At 73.9% G+C, this 16,756-nt stretch carries 16 protein-coding genes; 10 read left to right on the top strand and 6 right to left on the bottom strand.

All coding sequences use genetic code 11. From position 1 onward, the window contains the following. Positions 1 to 305: 305 nt before the first annotated feature. Positions 306 to 881 carry an NUDIX hydrolase gene (locus ACFQ6N_RS26345; protein ID WP_380653783.1) on the top strand — a complete coding sequence of 192 codons (576 nt, stop codon included), beginning with the start codon at positions 306 to 308 and terminating at the stop codon, positions 879 to 881. A 24-nt stretch (positions 882 to 905) separates the two neighbouring features. Then, positions 906 to 1,592 (top strand): HAD family hydrolase, encoded by a 687-nt coding sequence (locus tag ACFQ6N_RS26340; protein WP_380653780.1) that lies wholly within the window; start codon positions 906 to 908, stop codon positions 1,590 to 1,592. 82 nt (positions 1,593 to 1,674) lie between these two features. Here ACFQ6N_RS26340 and ACFQ6N_RS26335 read toward each other — a convergent pair whose 3' ends face one another. Further along, the gene (locus ACFQ6N_RS26335; protein ID WP_380653777.1) at positions 1,675 to 2,370 is read right to left on the bottom strand and encodes a YidC/Oxa1 family membrane protein insertase; all 696 of its coding nucleotides are present in this window, start codon (positions 2,368 to 2,370) and stop codon (positions 1,675 to 1,677) included. 108 nt (positions 2,371 to 2,478) lie between these two features. Beyond that, positions 2,479 to 2,772, bottom strand: a complete 294-nt coding sequence (locus tag ACFQ6N_RS26330) for a DUF6412 domain-containing protein (protein WP_380653775.1) — start codon at positions 2,770 to 2,772, stop codon at positions 2,479 to 2,481. 240 nt (positions 2,773 to 3,012) lie between these two features. On the opposite strand from ACFQ6N_RS26330, the gene ACFQ6N_RS26325 reads away from it, so the two are divergent. From ACFQ6N_RS26325 to ACFQ6N_RS26315, 3 genes are all read left to right on the top strand, one after another. Further along, positions 3,013 to 3,297 carry a type II toxin-antitoxin system Phd/YefM family antitoxin gene (locus ACFQ6N_RS26325; protein WP_380653772.1) on the top strand — a complete coding sequence of 95 codons (285 nt, stop codon included), beginning with the start codon at positions 3,013 to 3,015 and terminating at the stop codon, positions 3,295 to 3,297. A gap of 34 nt (positions 3,298 to 3,331) precedes the next feature. Further along, positions 3,332 to 3,712 (top strand): type II toxin-antitoxin system VapC family toxin, encoded by a 381-nt coding sequence (locus tag ACFQ6N_RS26320; protein WP_380653769.1) that lies wholly within the window; start codon positions 3,332 to 3,334, stop codon positions 3,710 to 3,712. A 167-nt stretch (positions 3,713 to 3,879) separates the two neighbouring features. Then, positions 3,880 to 4,413, top strand: a complete 534-nt coding sequence (locus tag ACFQ6N_RS26315; protein WP_380653767.1) for an RICIN domain-containing protein — start codon at positions 3,880 to 3,882, stop codon at positions 4,411 to 4,413. Positions 4,414 to 4,439: 26 nt separating this feature from the next. Here the strand turns inward: ACFQ6N_RS26315 and ACFQ6N_RS26310 are convergent, their stop codons facing one another. Both ACFQ6N_RS26310 and ACFQ6N_RS26305 read right to left on the bottom strand, forming a co-directional pair. Next, a complete protein-coding gene (locus ACFQ6N_RS26310) occupies positions 4,440 to 5,039 on the bottom strand; it encodes a hypothetical protein (RefSeq protein ID WP_380653764.1) in 600 nt (199 codons plus the stop codon). A gap of 62 nt (positions 5,040 to 5,101) precedes the next feature. Further along, positions 5,102 to 6,178: a Gfo/Idh/MocA family oxidoreductase gene (locus ACFQ6N_RS26305; RefSeq protein WP_380653761.1), complete on the bottom strand. Its 1,077-nt coding sequence runs from the start codon at positions 6,176 to 6,178 to the stop codon at positions 5,102 to 5,104. Between the two features lie 124 nt (positions 6,179 to 6,302). Here ACFQ6N_RS26305 and ACFQ6N_RS26300 point away from each other — a divergent pair, with 124 nt between their 5' ends. The 5 genes from ACFQ6N_RS26300 to ACFQ6N_RS26280 all read left to right on the top strand — a co-directional run bounded on the left by ACFQ6N_RS26300 (position 6,303) and on the right by ACFQ6N_RS26280 (position 12,115). Further along, on the top strand, positions 6,303 to 7,646 hold the full coding sequence (locus tag ACFQ6N_RS26300; RefSeq protein ID WP_380653758.1) for an MFS transporter: 1,344 nt from the start codon (positions 6,303 to 6,305) through the stop codon (positions 7,644 to 7,646). 111 nt (positions 7,647 to 7,757) lie between these two features. Then, the gene (locus ACFQ6N_RS26295) at positions 7,758 to 8,537 is read left to right on the top strand and encodes an HAD-IIA family hydrolase (protein WP_380653755.1); all 780 of its coding nucleotides are present in this window, start codon (positions 7,758 to 7,760) and stop codon (positions 8,535 to 8,537) included. Positions 8,538 to 8,730: 193 nt separating this feature from the next. Beyond that, positions 8,731 to 9,966 (top strand): low temperature requirement protein A, encoded by a 1,236-nt coding sequence (locus ACFQ6N_RS26290; RefSeq protein WP_380653753.1) that lies wholly within the window; start codon positions 8,731 to 8,733, stop codon positions 9,964 to 9,966. Positions 9,967 to 10,044: 78 nt separating this feature from the next. After that, positions 10,045 to 10,773 carry a uracil-DNA glycosylase gene (locus ACFQ6N_RS26285; protein WP_380653750.1) on the top strand — a complete coding sequence of 243 codons (729 nt, stop codon included), beginning with the start codon at positions 10,045 to 10,047 and terminating at the stop codon, positions 10,771 to 10,773. 232 nt (positions 10,774 to 11,005) lie between these two features. Further along, the gene (locus ACFQ6N_RS26280) at positions 11,006 to 12,115 is read left to right on the top strand and encodes a glycoside hydrolase family 6 protein (protein ID WP_380653747.1); all 1,110 of its coding nucleotides are present in this window, start codon (positions 11,006 to 11,008) and stop codon (positions 12,113 to 12,115) included. Positions 12,116 to 12,211: 96 nt separating this feature from the next. On the opposite strand, the gene ACFQ6N_RS26275 is transcribed toward ACFQ6N_RS26280, so the two are convergent. Both ACFQ6N_RS26275 and ACFQ6N_RS26270 read right to left on the bottom strand, forming a co-directional pair. Further along, a complete protein-coding gene (locus ACFQ6N_RS26275; protein ID WP_380653745.1) occupies positions 12,212 to 14,143 on the bottom strand; it encodes a galactose oxidase-like domain-containing protein in 1,932 nt (643 codons plus the stop codon). A gap of 19 nt (positions 14,144 to 14,162) precedes the next feature. Beyond that, positions 14,163 to 16,244 (bottom strand): glycosyltransferase family 2 protein, encoded by a 2,082-nt coding sequence (locus tag ACFQ6N_RS26270; RefSeq protein ID WP_380653742.1) that lies wholly within the window; start codon positions 16,242 to 16,244, stop codon positions 14,163 to 14,165. Positions 16,245 to 16,756 lie beyond the last annotated feature (512 nt).

Below are 16,756 nucleotides of genomic sequence, written 5' to 3'. Positions count from 1 at the left end.
GGTACGGGCCTCGCGGCGCGGCCGTCCCGCCGGTGCGCCGGGGTGAAAACCGGTGGGCCCGCCGACAGCCCCCGGGCTAGGCTGCGCGGGTCCGCCGCGACCGGCGGCACCCGGCCCCACCACCCGGCCCCACCACCCGTTTCCCGTAAGCCGGTTGACGCGGCACGGCGCCGTTCGGCAGTGGGTCGGGCGGCCGCCCGGGTGGTCGGGCAGGCGAGCCGCCGAGTGCCCGGCAGCGGGCCGACGGGCCAACGGGCCGACGGGCCAACAGGACAGCAGGACAGCAGAACGAGGAGCGCAGATCCATGGTGACCACGGACGGCCCGCCGCACAGCCCGGACCTGGCCCGACTGCTGGACGGCCACCGGCCGCAGGGCCCCACGGAGACCGCCGACCACGAGCGGGCCCGCGGCCTCCTCGGCACCCCTGACGCCTGGGACCGCGGCACCTTCCCCCTCCACTTCACCGCCTCCGCGCTGATCGTCCACCCGCCGACCCGCCGCGTCCTGCTGCGCTGGCACGTCCGCCAGCAGGCCTGGCTGCAGGTCGGCGGCCACGGCGACCCGGGCGAGACCCGGGCCCTGGACATCGCGCTGCGCGAGGGCCGGGAGGAGACCGGGCTGACCGACCTCACCCCGTGGCCGGGCCCCGACCTCGTCCACCTCGCCGTGGTGCCCGTCCCCGCCTCGGCCACCGAACCCGCCCACGACCACGCCGACCTGCGCTTCCTCCTGGCGACCGGCACCCCGGACCGGGCCCGGCCCGAGAACCCGGCCTCCCCACTGGAGTGGCTCACCGTCGAGGAGGCCCGGCAGCGCACCACCGAGGAGAACCTCCGCGAGACCCTCGACCGCGCCGCCCGCCTGTTCGCCCCCGCCTGACGCACCCTCCCTGGAGACCACCGGATGCACACCGACCAGACCCTCATCTTCGACGCCGACGACACGCTCTGGGAGAACAACGTCCTCTTCGAGCGGGTCATCGACGGCTTCCTGGCCTGGGTCGCCGCCCCCGAGGAGCGGGACCGCGCCCGGACCGTCCTGGACGGGATCGAGGCCGCCAACTCCGCCGCCCTCGGCTACGGCGCCGCCGTCTTCCGGCAGAGCCTCGCCGACTGCCTGCGACAGCTCAACGACGGCCGCACCCCCACCCCGGCCGAGCAGGCCGGGATCGACGACCTGCTCGCCCCGCTGAGCGACCGGCGGGTCGAACTGATCCCCGGCGTCGCCGACACCCTCACCGCCCTCGCCGACCGCCACCACCTGCTCCTCCTCACCAAGGGCGACCAGGACGAGCAGCGGGGCAAGGTCGAGCGGTCCACGATCGACCACCACTTCCGGGGCGTCCACATCGTCGCCGAGAAGTCCGTCGACACCTACCGGCAGCTCACCGCCGACCTCGGCCTCGACCCGGACCGGACCTGGATGATCGGCAACTCACCCAAGTCCGACATCGCCCCCGCCCACCGGGCCGGGCTGCGCACCGTCTTCATCCCGCACGAGCACACCTGGGTGCTGGAGCACGAGGACCTCGACCCGGACCAGGCGACGCTGCGGCTCGGGGCCTTCCCCGAACTGCTGCGCCACTTCTGAGCGTGGTGCCGGTGCCGGTGCCGGTGCCGGTGCCGGTGCCGGTGCCGTCGCCCGCCGGGCGCCCGGTGCCCGCGTGCGCCGGCTACCCGGCGAGCGCCGCCGCCGCCGGGGACTGCGGCACGTCCCGGTACAGCCAGGCCCGCTCGGCGGCCGACCACGCGCTCGTCGTCAGCAGGTAGAGCGCCGCGGCCACCGGCACCAGCAGCGCGAACAGCACCGACCCGAACGACAGGTACGGCAGCAGCCCCGCCCCCGGATGGGGGGTGGGCTGCGCCGCCGCCGCGCGCCGGGCCCGCCGGTAGTTGACGTACCCGACCGCCGCCAGCCCCGCGTACAGCAGCCCGAACACCGCGAACTGCCCGGCCCCGTGCGCGCCCGGCACGTGCAGGCCCAGCGGCACCCCGAACAGGGTGTGGCCGAGCAGGTCGTTCGGCGTGGTGAACAGCCGGTACATCACCGAGAAGAACGGGATCTGCACCAGCATCGGCAGGCACCCCGCGAATGGCGACACCTGCTCCTCGCGGTACAGCTCGGCCATCGCCTCCCGCAGCTTCTCCGGCCGCTGCTTGAACTTCGCGTTCAGCGCGGCGACCTTCGGCGCGAGCACGGCCCGCGACTTCTCGCCGCGCGCCGCCGCCCGGGCCAGCGGATGCAGCGCGAGCCGGACGGCGACGGTGAACAGGACGATCGCCGCCGCGGTCGGCAGCAGGTGGGCGATGGCGGCGACGGCGGCGTGCGCGACGGCGACGGCGGGGTCGAGAACAGCGAGTACGGACATGGTGGAGCGAGCCCTCCGGGGTCTCGGGACACGAGTGATCGGCGGAGGACGGCCGCGGAGGACGACGCAGCCCGCGGGGAGCCGTGGGGCTCGCGGAGCTGCCAGGTGTTACGCGGCCGCCGGGGCCGCTCCCGGTGCCCTGGGGCGTCGCCGGCCCCGGGCATCCGGATCACGCTGCGGAAGGAACGCCGTACGGAACGCCCGGCGCCGCAGCACCCCGCTGCGCACCGCCGCCGGTGCCCGCGCCCCCAGGAGGCGGGCCCCGGCCAGTGCCCCGGCGACCGCCCCGGCCACCAGGGCCACGGCCGCGACGGCGGCGACGGCGGCCAGCGTCCCGTTGTCGGCCGCCAGCTCGCCGGTCAGCACCCGGAGCAGGCCCAGCAGCATCGCGATGACGGTCATGGCCCACTCCTCCTCGGTGTCCCGGCGGATCCCGGACGTACGACCGGGCGTATGACCGGACGTATCAGCAGGACGATCGTACGACCTGTCAGGTTCCCCGCTGCCGGGACGTCCGGCACGGGGCACCCCTCGCCGTTCCAATCTGTATACGAACGCACCGCTTCCGGGCGGGCGGGGAGGGCTGTTCCGGTGCCGCGCGGGGTGTAGCCATCGGTGCTACGCGGGGCTACCGTGGAAGGCATGAAGACGATTACCCAGCGGGAGTTCCGGAACAACTCCGCCGCGGTGATGGACGCGGTGGAGGCCGGGGAGGTCTTCCACATCACCAGGAACGGGGTCGAGGTCGCCGAGCTGCGGCCGGTGTCCGGGCGCCGGAGGCTCACGGCCGAGGAACTGGTGGCGCGGCACGTGAAGCTGCCGCGGGTGGACCACCAGCAGATGCGCAAGGAGGCCGAGGAGTACTTCGGGCCCGAGGAACTGGTGGGGGACGAGGGCGACGACCCGTTCGAGCGGCCGCGTGGCTGAGCGCCGGAGGGCGTCCAGGCGGCGGCCCGCCGGGGTGCTCGACACCTGTGTCTACATCGACCTCGCGCTGCTCGACCCCGGCGCCCTGCCGGCCGTGCCCGAGCTGACCGCGATCACCTTCGCCGAACTCCAGCAGGGCGTGTCGATGGCCCGCGACCCGGCCAGCCGGGCGGCCCGGCTGGAGGTGCTGGGCGCGGCGATGGCCGACTTCGACCCGCTGCCCTTCGACGCGGCCGCCGCCGCCCGCTACGGCACGCTGGTCACCCTCACCATCGCCGCCGGGCGGCAGCCGCGCCCGCGCCGGATAGACCTGATGATCGCCGCCGTCGCTTCCGCTCACGGGCTGCCGCTGTACACCCGCAACGTGGCGGACTTCCGGGGGCTGGGCGCGGCGGTGGAGGTCATCGGGGTGTGAGCGCGCCCGGGCCCGTCCGCCCCGCCCGTCCGCTCCGCCCGTCCGCCCCGCGCGCCGACCGCGAAAACACCTTGTCGGCGCGGGCCGGGCACTGCCACGATCATGGGCGGGGGCCGCTTCCGGCCCTGCTGGGAGGGGCGGTTCGGGTGCGAATGGGGACAGTCGGGATGAAGTCGGGCGGATGGAAGCGGAACGGTCTGCGCGGTGCCGTGGTGGCGCTCGGCGCGGTGCTGGTACTGGGCACCCAGCCGGCCTCGGCACGGGTCTCCGAGGGTTCGTACCGGCTCGTCAACCAGGGCACCGGCAAGTGCCTGGAGGTCGCCGACTGGCGGACCGACAACGGCGCCCCGGTCCGGCAGTGGGACTGCACGGGCGGGGACAGCCAGCGCTGGGTGCTGGTGAGCGAGACCGGCTACGACTCCGGCCGGTGGGCCCTGGTCAACGTGCACAGCGGCAAGTGCCTCGACGTCCCGGGCGGGATCATGCGCAACGGCGTGACGCTCCAGCAGTGGGACTGCTGGTACGGGCCGGGGCAGATCTGGGACTCGCCGAGCCGCCCGGACCGCTCGAACCGGACCCTCCGGGTCGGCGACATGGCGGTGGAGATCGGCGGCTACAGCACCGAGCCGGGCGCCCCCGCGCAGCTCTGGGAGTTCAACGGCGGCTGGAACCAGCGCTGGAGCGCGGTCGCCGCCGGGTGACCCGGCAGGCCCGGCCGTCGCGAGGGTCAGCGGGAGCCGAGGGCCGCGGTCCCGTCCCGTTCGACCCGGTCGGCCAGGGCGGCCGCGTACCTCAGGGCCTCGCGCCGGCTCCGGCTGCGCAGCAGGACGAGGTTGCGCGTGCCGCCCTTGCCCCGGTCGGGGCCCGCGGCGGCGGCGACCGCCCAGCGCGGGCGGTTCGCCAGCCGCAGGACGAGCCAGCGCAGGCCGGCGTTCAGGCCGACCAGGACGGCGTACGGGATGAGCAGGAGGAGCCCCTCACCGGCGCCCGCCTCGACCTGCCGGAACGGGTCGTAGTCGTTCAGCGGCTTGCGGGTGGCCCGGAACCGTCCGAGCCACATCACCGCGATCCGTACGCGCTCGCCGTCGGCGCCGGTGACGTCCACGTAGCCGATCGACCCGGCCCGCCGGCCCTCGGCCCAGGCCAGCCGCTCCTGGGCGACCGACGTGACGAACCGTTCTTCCCTGGCCTCGGCCTCCAGGACCTTGCCGCGCTTCTCGAACTCCTCGGTCCAGGCCCGCTCGCGCTCCTTCTGCTGCGCCGACCAGGCCCGCTCGCGCTCGCGGCGCTCGTCGCCGCTGAGCTGCCGCCCCCGCTGACTGTTCATCCAAGCATCTTAGAAGTCCGGTCCCTGGCGACGACAGCACGGGGCGACCGTCAGCCGAGTCCTCAGCCCAGCCGGACCGTCGTCCCCGTGGCGGCGGAGGCGCGGGCGGCCTCCAGGACGGCGAGGGTGGCCACCGCGTCGCGCGGGTCCACCGGCGGCGGGGTCCCGGGGACGGCCAGCGCGGCGGCGACCCCCGCGTAGAAGGCGGGGTAGTCGCCCGGGTCCGTCGGGAGGGAGATCGCGGACTCGTCGGTGCCCAGGGTGCCGTAGTGCGCCGGCAGGTCGGCGCCCCACGGGCGGCTGCCGTCGGGGCGCAGGCCCGCCCGCAGGTCCGCCTCCTGCGGGTCCATGCCGGGCTTGACGTACCCGGCGGTGTCGCCGAGGACCCTCAGCCGGGGGCCGATCAGCGGGGTGATGGCGCTGGTCCACAGGTGCGAGCGGGTGCCGGAGGCGTGGGTGAGGGCGAGGAAGGCGTCGTCGTCGACGACCGCGCCGTCGCGCCGCACGTCGACCTCCGCGTACACCGTCTCCACCGGCCCGAACAGCGTCAGCGCCTGGTCGACCAGGTGGCTGCCCAGGTCGTACAGCGTGCCGCCGACCTCGGCCGGGTCGGCCAGCTCGCGCCAGCCCGGCTTGGGCTTCGGACGGAAGCGCTCGAACCGGGACTCGAAGCGGTGCACCCGGCCCAGCGCGCCCCCGCGCACCAGGCGGCTCACGGTGAGGAAGTCGCCGTCCCAGCGCCGGTTCTGGAACACGGACAGCAGGACGCCCCGCTCCTCGGCGAGCCGGCACAGCTCCAGCGCCTCGGCGGCGGAGCCGGCCAGCGGCTTGTCCACGACCGTCGCCAGGCCGGCCCGCAGGGCGGCGCGGGCGAGCGGGGCGTGGGTGCGGTTGGGCGAGGCGATGACCACCAGGTCGAGCGCGTCCGGGTCGGCGAGCAACTGCTCGGGGGTGTCCACGGCGCGGGCCCCCGGGTGCTCGCGCGCCAACCGCTCGCGGCGCTCGGGATTGGCGGTGACCACGGCGTCCAGCCGCAGCCCCGGCGTACTGGCGATCAGCGGCGCGTGGAAGGCGGAGCCGGCCAGGCCGTAGCCGATCAGGCCGACACGCAACGAACCGGGAGTCGTCTGCGGGTTCATGCGCCCACTCAATCACGAGGCGCCCGTTTGCTCCCGGTTCCACCGCCGACGAGGGGCAGGCCCGCAGGCCGGGCGGTGCCCGGGAGCCTTGACGAGGCCGCGCCGGGTATGGCTACAAACTCCCATGCCCTCACCCACTCCGGAGGTCGCGAGTCCCGACCGGGCGCTCCGACCGCTGCACCGTGTCCGCGACTTCCGCCTCTTCTGGCTGTCCCGCGTCCTGGCCGGGGCGGGATCGGCCGTCGCGTACGTCGCCATGCCCGTCCTGGTGTACGAGAGGACGGGCTCCCCGCTGCTGGTGTCCTTCGTGGCAGCCGGCGAGGCCATGCCGTACGTCTTCTTCGGGCTCCTGGCCGGAGCGCTCGCCGACCGGCTGGACCGGCGCCGCGTCATGGTGGCCGCCGACCTCGCGAACAGCGCCTGCCTGGCGACCGTCCCGCTGGCGGCGGCCGTCCACTCGTTGACCGCCTTCCACATCGTGGCGGTCGCCTTCGTGTCGTCCACGCTCTACGTCTTCTTCGACGCGGCCGGGTACGGCGTGGTGCCCGCCGTGGTGGGGCGGGAGCGCATCGCCCAGGCCAACAGCCTGATCTGGGGCGCGGAGACGACGGTGCAGATCATCGGCACGGCGATGGCGGGCCTGCTCATCGGCGTGCTGGGCACCACCGGCGTCCTCGCCCTCCAGGCGGCCACCTTCCTCGCCTCCGCGCTGCTGGTCGGCGCGCTGGCCCTGCCGGCCGGCGTCCGCGCGGCCTCGTCCGGGAACCAGCGTCTCCTGGACTCGGTCAAGGAGGGGCTGCGGTTCCTCTGGCGGCAGCCGGCCCTGCGGGTCATGACGGCCTGCGGATGCCTCCAGTCCTTCGCGGGCGGCGCGTTCCTCGGGCAGCTCGTGATCTTCGCCGACCGGGGCCTCGGCCTGGCGGAGTCCGACTCCCGGGTCGGGCTGCTCTTCACGGCGTGGAGCGTCGGCGGCGTGCTGGGTTCGATCGTCCTTCCGTGGCTGCTCCGGCGGGTCGACGCGATGCGGGTGATGCGGGCCCTGCTGCCGGTCAGCTCGGTCCTCGGACTGCTGACCGTGACGACGGACGACTGGCGCCTCGCGCTGCCGGCCGTCGCGGCCTGGGGCACGGCCTACCTGATGGTCATCGTGAACACGGTGACGTACGCCCAGTCCATCACCCCCGAGGACCTCCAGGGCCGGGTGAACACCACCCGCCGCATGCTCTCCTCCGGGATCGGGGTCCCCGCGGGCGCGATGACGGCGGGGTTCGTCACCGCCGCGTCCGGCGTGCGGCCGGGGCTGCTGCTCGCCGTCGTCGCCGTCGCACTCGCCTCGGTCCTCGCCTGGTCCCGGCCGCGGGCCCTGGACGGGAACCGGGACCGGGACGGCGGTGGGGACGGCGGTGGGGGCGGCGATGCGAACGGACGGTTCGAACGGCCACTGCGTGGCGGCGGGGCGGACGACTAGGCTGGTCGGCGTTGGGGCAGCCAGTTGGTGCGCCCGGCCGGCCGAGGGTGTCCGGTCCGGAGCGATGTGCGAGATCGTTCAGAACCGTTGCAAGACCGAGGAGACACCTACGTGGCAGAGCGCAAGCCCATCGAGTCCTGGTTGACCGACATGGACGGGGTCCTCATCCACGAGGGCACCCCGATCCCCGGGGCCGGCGAGTTCATCAACAGGCTGCGGGAGTCCGGCAAGCCGTTCCTGGTCCTGACCAACAACTCCATCTACACCCAGCGCGACCTCCAGGCCCGGCTCGCCCGGATGGGGCTCGACATCCCGGCCGAGAACATCTGGACGTCGGCCCTGGCGACCGCCAAGTTCCTCCGCACCCAGCGGCCCGGCGGCACCGCCTACGTGATCGGCGAGGCCGGCCTCACCACGGCCCTGCACGACGCCGGGTACGTGCTGACCGACAGCGAGCCCGACTTCGTCGTCCTCGGCGAGACCCGCACCTACTCCTTCGAGGCGCTCACCAAGGCGATCCGCCTGATCAACCAGGGCGCCCGGTTCATCTGCACCAACCCGGACGAGACCGGCCCCTCCACCGAGGGCGTGCTGCCGGCCACCGGCTCGGTCGCGGCCCTGATCACCAAGGCGACCGGCGTCGACCCGTACTTCGTCGGCAAGCCCAACCCGCTGATGATGCGCGAGGCGCTGAACACCGCCGGCGCCCACTCCGAGACCGCCGTGATGATCGGCGACCGGATGGACACCGACATCGTCGCGGGCATGGAGGCCGGCATGGAGACCATCCTGGTGCTCACCGGCCTCACCTCCGCCTCCGACGTGGAGCGCTTCCCGTACCGGCCGACCCGGGTGGTCAAGTCGATCGCGGACCTGGTCGACCTGGTCTAGCCTCTGCGGTGCTGTCGTGGGCCCCGTTCCGGTCGTGCGCCGGGGCGGGGCCCGCTGCGTGTGTTTCGGCGTGTGTTTCGGGTGCGGGTTTGTCGGTCCGGATTTTTCGGTGCGGGTTCGGGTACGGGTTTCGGTTCGGGGAGGCGCGGCGCGGATGGGTGCGACGGGGGAAGCACGGGCTCTGGAACCGCCGTTGCCGGAGCCGTCAGGCTCGGAGGCGTCCGGCCCGGACGAGAAGCGGGTCACCTGGGCGGAGCTCTACTTCGACCTGGTCTTCGTCTTCGCGATCACCCAGGTCTCCGGCCTGCTGCACCACCACCACGACGCGGCCGGCCTGGTCCGGGCCCTGGTGGTGTTCGTGCCGGTCTACTGGTGCTGGGTGGGCACCACCGTGCAGGCCAACATCCGCGACGTGGACAACCTGCGGGACCGCCTGGGCATCCTGCTGGTCGGGCTGGCCGGGCTGTTCATGGCGCTCGCCGTCCCGGGCGCGTACGGCGGGCGGGGCGTGCTGCTCGGCGCCGCGTACTGGCTGGCCCGGGTGGTGCTGCTGCTCCTGGTGGTCCGCGTCCCGGGTGTCTGGCGCGGCCCGTACGGGGTGGGTGTGCTGGTCAGCGGACCGCTGCTGGTGGCCGGCGGGCTGCTGCCGGACGGGCCGCGGGCGGCGCTGTGGGCGGTGGCCGCGCTCTGCGACCTGGCCGCGCCGCTGGTGTTCCGGCGGCGGCTCGCGAAGGTGGCGTACCACCCCTCGCACATGCCGGAGCGGTTCGCGCTGTTCCTGCTGGTCGCGCTCGGCGAGTCCGTGGTGGGGATCGGCGGCACGGCCGCCTCGGCCCGGCTGGACGCGGCCGAACTCGCCGCGGTGGCCGTCGCGTTCACCATCTCGGCGGGCCTGTGGTGGCAGTACTTCGTCTACGCGGCGGACGCCATGCGGCACGCGGTGGTGATCGCCGAGTCCCGCCGGGACGTGGTCCGGCGGATCTTCCAGTACGGCCACCTGGCGCTGGTCGCCGGGGTGATCGGGGTCGCGGTCGGCTTCGGCGAGACGGTCGCGGACCCGTGGCAGGAGCTCGGCCCGGGGTCGGTGGCCCTGCTGTACGGCGGGTGCGGGCTGTACCTGCTGACCTTCGGGTACACGCGCTGGATGATGTTCCGCCTGGTCGCGACGACCCGGATCGGCGCGGCGGCGGTGGTGCTGGCGCTGTCGCCCGCGATGGTGCGGCTGCCCGCGCTGGTGGTGCTGGCGGTCCTGGCGGTGCTGCTGGTGGGGCTCAACGTGCTGGAGCACCACCGGGTGCGGCGCGGCCTCCTCCTGGACGCCGCCGGGACGGGACCGGCGGCGGGGCCTGCCGCGGCACCTGGTCCGGCACCCGCCGCGGCACCCGCCGGGGGCGGCGGACCGGCCCCCACTCCCGCTCCTGGGGAGTGAGTTGTCGGTGGGCCTGTGTAGCGTTCGGGGTGAAAGAGGGCGTGCGGCGCAGCAGCCGCGGTGTGGGAGGTAGATGTCGTGACGGACACGGTCGAGGCGGGCGTGGTCGAGGCCGGCGCGGGCGGCGGGCTGGAGCTGCCCGAGTCCTGGCGCGGGGTGCTGGGCGCCGAGACGGAGAAGCCGTACTTCGCCGAGCTGGCGGCCTTCGTGGCGGCCCAGCGGGCGGAGCACGAGGTGTTCCCGCCGAGCGGCCAGGAGTTCGCCGCGCTGGAGGCGACGCCGTACGACAAGGTCCGGGTGCTCGTGCTCGGCCAGGACCCGTACCACGACAACGGCCAGGCCCACGGCATGAGCTTCTCGGTGCTTCCCGGCACCAAGACGCCGCCGTCGCTGCGCAACATCTTCAAGGAGCTGGACGCCGACCTGGGCATCCCGGCCCCGGACAACGGCTACCTGATGCACTGGGCCGAGCAGGGCGTGCTGCTGCTCAACGCGGTGCTCACGGTCCGCGCGCACGAGGCCAACTCGCACAAGGCGAAGGGCTGGGAGAAGTTCACCGACGCGGTGATCAAGGCGGTGAGCGAGCGCGAGGAGCCGGTGGTCTTCGTGCTGTGGGGCAACTACGCGAAGAAGAAGCTGCCGCTGATCGACACCGACAAGCACGTGGTGGTGCAGGGCGCGCACCCGTCGCCGCTGTCCGCGAAGCTGTTCTTCGGCAGCCGCCCGTTCTCGCAGATCAACACGGCGCTGGACGGCTTCGGCGGCGAGCCGATCGACTGGCAGGTGCCGGACCTGAAGCAGGGCTGAGCACGGAGCCGGACTCGGAGCCGGACTCGGAGTCGGGGGCACAGCCGGAGGTGGAGCCGGAGTCGGAGCCCGTCCCGGACGGGCTCCGGTACGGGTGGCCGTGGGCCGGGCGGGTTCGATCTCCCGCCTGCCCACGGCCACTTGCCGTTCACCGGCCGTGGCCGTCGGCCGGTTCCGGGTGTGCTTAGCTGGTGCCGACCGGTCGCCGGACCGGTTCCGGGAGGGGCGGTACGTGCACGGGCTGGGGCGGGCGAGGACGTTGCGGTGGGGGCGGGCCTCCCGGGGAGCCCTGGGGGCGGCGCTGGTCGCCGCACTGGTGGCCGTGTCCGGCTGCAGCGGCTCGGGCGGGGGCAGGCCCGGCGCCGCATCCACCCCCTCGACCACCGCCGGTGGCGCGGCCGGAGCCACCGGAGCCACCGGCACCGCAGCGGGCCCGGCCGGCGGGGCCGGAGCGCTCGCCCAACTGCCCGGACAGGCCTTCTACGTCTCCGACCAGACCAACGCGGCCCGGCAGATGACCGCGCTGCGCGGCCAGGGCCGGACGGCGGAGGCCGAGACGCTGCGGCGGATCGCCGCCCAGCCGTCCTCGCAGTGGCTCGGCGAGCAGGGCGCCAAGCAGATCGCCGAGCAGGTGAGCCGCCGGGCCGCCGCGGCGGGCCGCACGGCGGTCTTCGTCGCGTACGACATCCCGCACCGCGACTGCGGCCAGTACTCGGCCGGGGGCGCGCCGGACGCCGCCTCCTACCGGGCCTGGATCACCGATGTCGCGCAGGCCCTGGGCGACCGCCCGGCCTGGGTGGTGCTGGAGCCGGACGCGGTCGCCCACACCCTGGACACCTGCGGCATCAAGGGCGACCTGGCCGCCGAGCGGTACGGCCTGCTGGCCTTCGCCGTCCAGGAGTTGAAGAAGCGCCAGAACGTCCGGGTCTACCTGGACGCGGGCAACCCCGGCTGGGCGCAGGACCCGGACGAGCTGGCCGCGGCACTGCGCAAGGCGGGCATCGCCGCGGCGGACGGCTTCGCGGTGAACGTCGCCAACTTCTACGACACCGACCGGAACGCGGCGTACGGCGCCCGGCTGTCCGCCGCCCTGGGCGGGAAGAACTTCGTCATCGACACCAGCCGCAGCGGCAACGGCGCCCTGGGCGGCGACTCCTGGTGCAACCCGCCCGGGCGCGCGCTCGGCGAGGGGCCGACGGCCGACACCGGCCGGCCCGGCGTGGACGCCTACCTGTGGATCAAGAACCCGGGGGAGTCGGACGGCGACTGCGGCCGCGGCGAGCCCCGGGCGGGAGAGTTCTGGCTGCCCTACGCGCTCGGGCTCGCGCAGGCGGCGCGCTGAGACCCGGGGGCCCGGGGCGGCCGGGGCGTCTGACGGTCGGGGCGGCCGGGGCGGCCGACGGTCGGGCTGTCCGGGGCGGTCGGGGTGTCCGGCTCCTCAGCCGGTGACCTGGATCCAGCGGGCGACCGACGGGGTGCCGGCGGCATCCGTCAGGAACAGCATGTACCAGCCCGGCGGCAGCAGGTCGGGGTTGCCCGGGAGGGTGAGCGAGACGCCGTCCGCCGTCCGCCCGGTGATGTCCAGGGCCACCGAGCGCTGTTCGACGTCCGTCACGTGGGTGACCGAACTCGGCCGGATCAGCTTGGCGGTGGCGACCGCGTCCGGCCGGGAGGTGCCGATGGCGAGGGTGCTGCCGAGCTTCGCCGCCCGCGGTGCGGTGCCCACCTGCGGGCGGTCGCCGCGGTACAGGTACGGCGGCGTGTAGATCTCGATGCGCTGCTCGAAGCCGCCGGGCTGGGTCTCGGCCTTGTCGGCGAAGAGCGGGTTGGAGCCGAGCACGGCGACCCGGCCGTCCGGTAGCAGCAGCGCCTCCGAGTGGTAGTTCCGGCCGACGGCCGGCTCGGCGGCGATGGTGAAGGTGTTGGAGTCCGGGTGGTACACCTGCGCCTTGAGCAGGTCGCTGTCGCCCCGGCCGCGGTACCCGCTGGAGCCGCCGGTGGTGAACACGGTGTCGTCCGGGAGGATCACGCTGTTGAGGTAGCGGGTGCCGCCGGCGGGCAGGTCCGGGCCCGGGGCGAAGGCCGGCTTGGCGACGGAGAGGTCGGCGATGTCGGTGCGGGCCGTGGACAGCGGGGACTCGCCGACGCCGCCGCCGCCGAGCACCATCACCTTCTGCGCCTGCGCGGGCGGCAGCAGCACGGAGGAGGAGGTCTCGGTCAGGCCCGGGTCGCGCAAGCCGGGGACGGGCCGGAAGGAGTTGTCCGCCAGGTCCCACAGCCCGGGCTCCCGGCCCTTGTCGGCGGGGCCGTAGCCGCCGTTGGAGCCGGAGTAGAAGAGCTTCCCGGACGCGGTCAGGAAGATCGACGGGTAGGTCGGGAAGTAGTGGTCGGGCGCCTTCGCCCAGGTCCTGGTCTTCGGGTCGTAGACCTCGTTGTCGTTGCCGTCGAGGATCTGCCCGGTGTCGTCCAGGCCGGAGACGGTGACCACCCGGCCGTCGCCCAGGCCGGTCAGCGTCGGGTACCAGCGGGCGTACGCCATGTCGGTGACCGGCTCGTAGAGCTCGGTGTCCGGGTTGAACTCGAAGGCGGAGCGGATGCCCTGGTACTCCTGCTTGTCCAGGGTGAGCTTGTCGCTCTGCCCGTACACGTTCCGGGTGTCGGCGCCGGTCAGGCCCTTGACCCGGTACTGGGCGGGGGCGTCGGCGACGTAGTCGGGGCCGGGGCCGGCCGCCTCCACGAACACGTGCTGCTCGCCGGCGGTGACGACGGTCTGCCGGCCGGAGCCGGTCTTGGTCGCGGCGGGGACGGTCACCGGGGCCGTGGTGGCGTACTCGCGGCCGTTCGGGGCGACGAGGACGGTGCCCTTCGGGAAGGTCCGGGCCCGCTCCGGGCTCTCGTTGCGCAGCCGCATGACGCCGGCCGCCTTCTTCACCGCGCCGGCCAGCTTCTCGTACCGCTGGGTGCCGCCGGCCACCAGGACCCGGCCGTCCGGCAGCGAGGTGTGGCCGCCGCAGAACATGTCGGCCGGGGTGGGTATGAGCTTGTAGGTGTTCTCGGCCGGGTCCCAGAGCAGGCTCTTGAAGGAGCCCGCGCCGAACTGCTTCTCGTCGTTCCCGGAGCCCGCCACGATCAGGACCTTGCCGGTGCGCAGCAGGGTGGCGTGGACGGCGTTGACCCGGAACTCGGCGGGCAGCGTCAGGGTCTGCCAGTGGCCGTACTGCGCCTTGTACTCGGGCCGGTTGATCACGTAGTGGTGGTACTGCCGGCCGGCGAAGCCGAGGACGGCCGGGGCGTTCATCCCGGCGACGGCCAGCGCGACGGTGCTGCCGAGGGCGAAGCGCTTGGTGCGGCCGGTCTTGTGGATCCTCACGGTGGTTGCTCCCTCGGTCTCAGTGGATGGGGGTGCCGCTCTCGGCCCGGTCGGGTGCGGGCAGGCCGGGCTCGGCCGGCCGGCCGGGTTGAGCGGTGCGGGGGCCGTGGGGGGTGCGGGCGTGGCGCGGGCGGCGCTTCTCCAGTACGACCGTCGGGGCCGCCGCCGGGCCGCCGGTGACGGTGAGGGTGGCGGTCGGCCGGGTGCGGCGGCGGCGCAGGGCGTCACCGGCCAGGATCGCCGGCGGCAGGAGGGTCAGGCCCAGGGCGATCCAGGCCCAGGCGCGCATCGCGACGTGGTCGTAGCCGGTGTAGGCGGAGGCGGCGATCGCGCCGCCGAACACCAGGGCCCAGAACAGGTGGAAGCGGAAGGTGCCGAGCCGGTCGCTGCTGGCCGAACGGCCCTTGGGCGTCACCTCGAAGCGGCTGCGGCGGCGCACCAGCGCCTGGAGCAGCGAGGCCGCGTAGACCGGGCCGCAGAGCGCCGACATCAGCATCCCGGCGACCCCGGAGGAGCCGGCCGGCTCGTGCGGGCTCACGTTGTGCTTGCGGTTCCAGGTGTAGAGCAGGAGTTGGAGCGCGGCGGCGTCGCTGTAGAGCATCATCCAGATCTCGGAGGAGACGTGGACGCCCGAGGCCCCGAAGCCCAGGTAGAGCACGCTGGACAGGCCGCCGAGCAGCCAGGTGAGCGCGGCCATCGGGTAGAAGCCCACCATCAGCGAGTAGTTGAGCAGCCGGCCCGGTGACAGCTGCCAGGCGACCCGCCAGTACTGGGTGAACAGGGTCTCGTAGGTGCCCCGGCTCCACCGCAGCTGCTGGGAGAAGAAGTCGGTCCAGGAGGAAGGGCCTTCGCCGACCGCGAGCACGTCCGGGGTGTACACGGACTTCCAGCGTTCCCCGGTCTCCGGGTTACGGCTCCGGTGGAACTCCAGACCGGTCGCCATGTCCTCGGTGATGGAGTCGTACAACCCGCCGATCGACTGGAGTGCGCGGATTCTGACGGCGTTGTTGGTACCGACGAACATGGGCGCGCCGTAACGGTTTCCGGCACGCTGGACGAGGGCGTGGAAGAGGTACTGCTGGCTCTCGGAGAATTTGGTGACGGCCGAACCGGATCTGCGGTAGTTCCCGTACACCTGGGGGCCGACCACGAATGCCACGTCGGGGTCGCGGAAGTAGCCGAGCATCCGCTCGCAGAAGTCGGGCAGCGGAACGTGGTCGGTGTCGACGGACACCCAGAACTCGTAGTCGTCGCCGTGGGCCTGGAGCCAGGCGTTGTAGTTGCCGTGCTTGCTCCTGGCGCGGAACCGGCCCTTCGGCAGGTTCCAGTGCGGCCGGCCGGAGCGGGTGAAGTGGCGGACGCCCAGCTCGGCGCAGAGCGCCCGCATTGCAGGATCGTTTCCCTCGTCCAACAGCCAGACGTCGTACGGTCCTTCGTGCCGCACGGCGCGGGCCGCGACCAGGGTGGCCCGCACCATCTCCGGCGGCTCCTTGCCCGGCACGCACGTGGTGAGGAACGCGACCCGGGTGCCCGGCACCGGGGTCACCGGGACCGGATCCCGGGCGACCAGCGTGGCATGGGTGTTGGAGACCACGTTGACCAGCCGGAACACCTCGACCACGGCGATGATCCCGATCATCACCTTGTCGCCGAGCAGCACCAGCTGGTTGGTCTCGTCCAGCCGCTCCGGCCAGTGCTCCGGCAGCAGCAGCCAGACCAGCAGCACCACCTCCACCAGGGGCGCCGCCGCCAGCAGCAGGGCGGCGCGGACCCGGTGCGGCTCGCGGCGCAGCAGGCTGCGGTACCGGACGCGGTACGGGGCCGCCGCGGGAGACCCGGGGCGGGCACCGTCTCCAGGGCGGGTGCCCTGCTCGGGGCGGTGGACGGCGGGCCCGGGGCGGGGCTCGGGGCGGTAGACCCCGCCGCCGAGGTCCTCGTCCTCGTCCGGGTCGTGCGCCGGACCGGCGAGGCGGCTGAAGTGGCCGTAGTCGTACGGTGCTTCGGGTATCGGTAACTCACTCAGGGCGGCCTCGTCCAGCCGCCCGGCACCTCGCCCGCGGGCCGTCCCGACGCCCTTTCGTCGCGAGAACGGCGTAGTCATAGTTGCTCCCCCCGGAGATTTCGCGCCTCGCTTCCGCAGCTCGGCCTTGCGTGCTTCCGACTCGGCGCCGTCCGGGTGACCTACTGGAACTCTGCCCGGCGAACCGCGGCGTTCCGGCGGCTCCCGGGCTTCACGCCGCATTCGGTGTCCGGCGCATCCGATCCGCGACCGGTTCGGGTTCGCGCCCGTACGGCGTCGTCGAATACGGGAACCCGCCGCGCTTTCCGGCTTCCCTCCGGTTGCACGGGATCCCCGAGTTCCCCAACTCTCCCTGAGGGTAACGGTGATCGCAACCAATCGGGGGGAAGATCACCGCGCAAGCATGAAGATGCCACCGTTCCCGGCCAATCCGGTGGGCGTGGATGCTAATGCGGAGAATTCGGCAGGCGGCGGGGCAGAGTGGGGGAGCGGCGGGACGGGGAGCGGGCGGACGGCGGGACGGGGCGGACGGGCGGGCGGACGGGGGCAGGAGAAACGGCCGGGCCCCCCCCGATGGGCGGGTCCGGCCGGCG

Source organism: Kitasatospora sp. NPDC056446, from assembly GCF_042796115.1.
Classification (GTDB): domain Bacteria; phylum Actinomycetota; class Actinomycetes; order Streptomycetales; family Streptomycetaceae; genus Kitasatospora.
The sequence above is the reverse complement of the archived record's forward strand: the minus strand, read 5'-3'. Positions and strand labels throughout refer to the sequence as shown.

Excerpts from the sequence above, each read along its gene's own strand:
- ACFQ6N_RS26330 (WP_380653775.1), bottom strand. The coding sequence starts at position 2,772 with ATGACCGTCATCGCGATGCTGCTGGGCCTGCTCCGGGTGCTGACCGGC.
- ACFQ6N_RS26315 (WP_380653767.1), top strand. The coding sequence starts at position 3,880 with ATGAAGTCGGGCGGATGGAAGCGGAACGGTCTGCGCGGTGCCGTGGTG.
- ACFQ6N_RS26325 (WP_380653772.1), top strand. The coding sequence starts at position 3,013 with ATGAAGACGATTACCCAGCGGGAGTTCCGGAACAACTCCGCCGCGGTG.
- ACFQ6N_RS26340 (WP_380653780.1), top strand. The coding sequence starts at position 906 with ATGCACACCGACCAGACCCTCATCTTCGACGCCGACGACACGCTCTGG.
- ACFQ6N_RS26310 (WP_380653764.1), bottom strand. The coding sequence starts at position 5,039 with ATGAACAGTCAGCGGGGGCGGCAGCTCAGCGGCGACGAGCGCCGCGAG.
- ACFQ6N_RS26345 (WP_380653783.1), top strand. The coding sequence starts at position 306 with ATGGTGACCACGGACGGCCCGCCGCACAGCCCGGACCTGGCCCGACTG.
- ACFQ6N_RS26300 (WP_380653758.1), top strand. The coding sequence starts at position 6,303 with ATGCCCTCACCCACTCCGGAGGTCGCGAGTCCCGACCGGGCGCTCCGA.
- ACFQ6N_RS26305 (WP_380653761.1), bottom strand. The coding sequence starts at position 6,178 with ATGAACCCGCAGACGACTCCCGGTTCGTTGCGTGTCGGCCTGATCGGC.
- ACFQ6N_RS26335 (WP_380653777.1), bottom strand. The coding sequence starts at position 2,370 with ATGTCCGTACTCGCTGTTCTCGACCCCGCCGTCGCCGTCGCGCACGCC.
- ACFQ6N_RS26270 (WP_380653742.1), bottom strand. The coding sequence starts at position 16,244 with ATGACTACGCCGTTCTCGCGACGAAAGGGCGTCGGGACGGCCCGCGGG.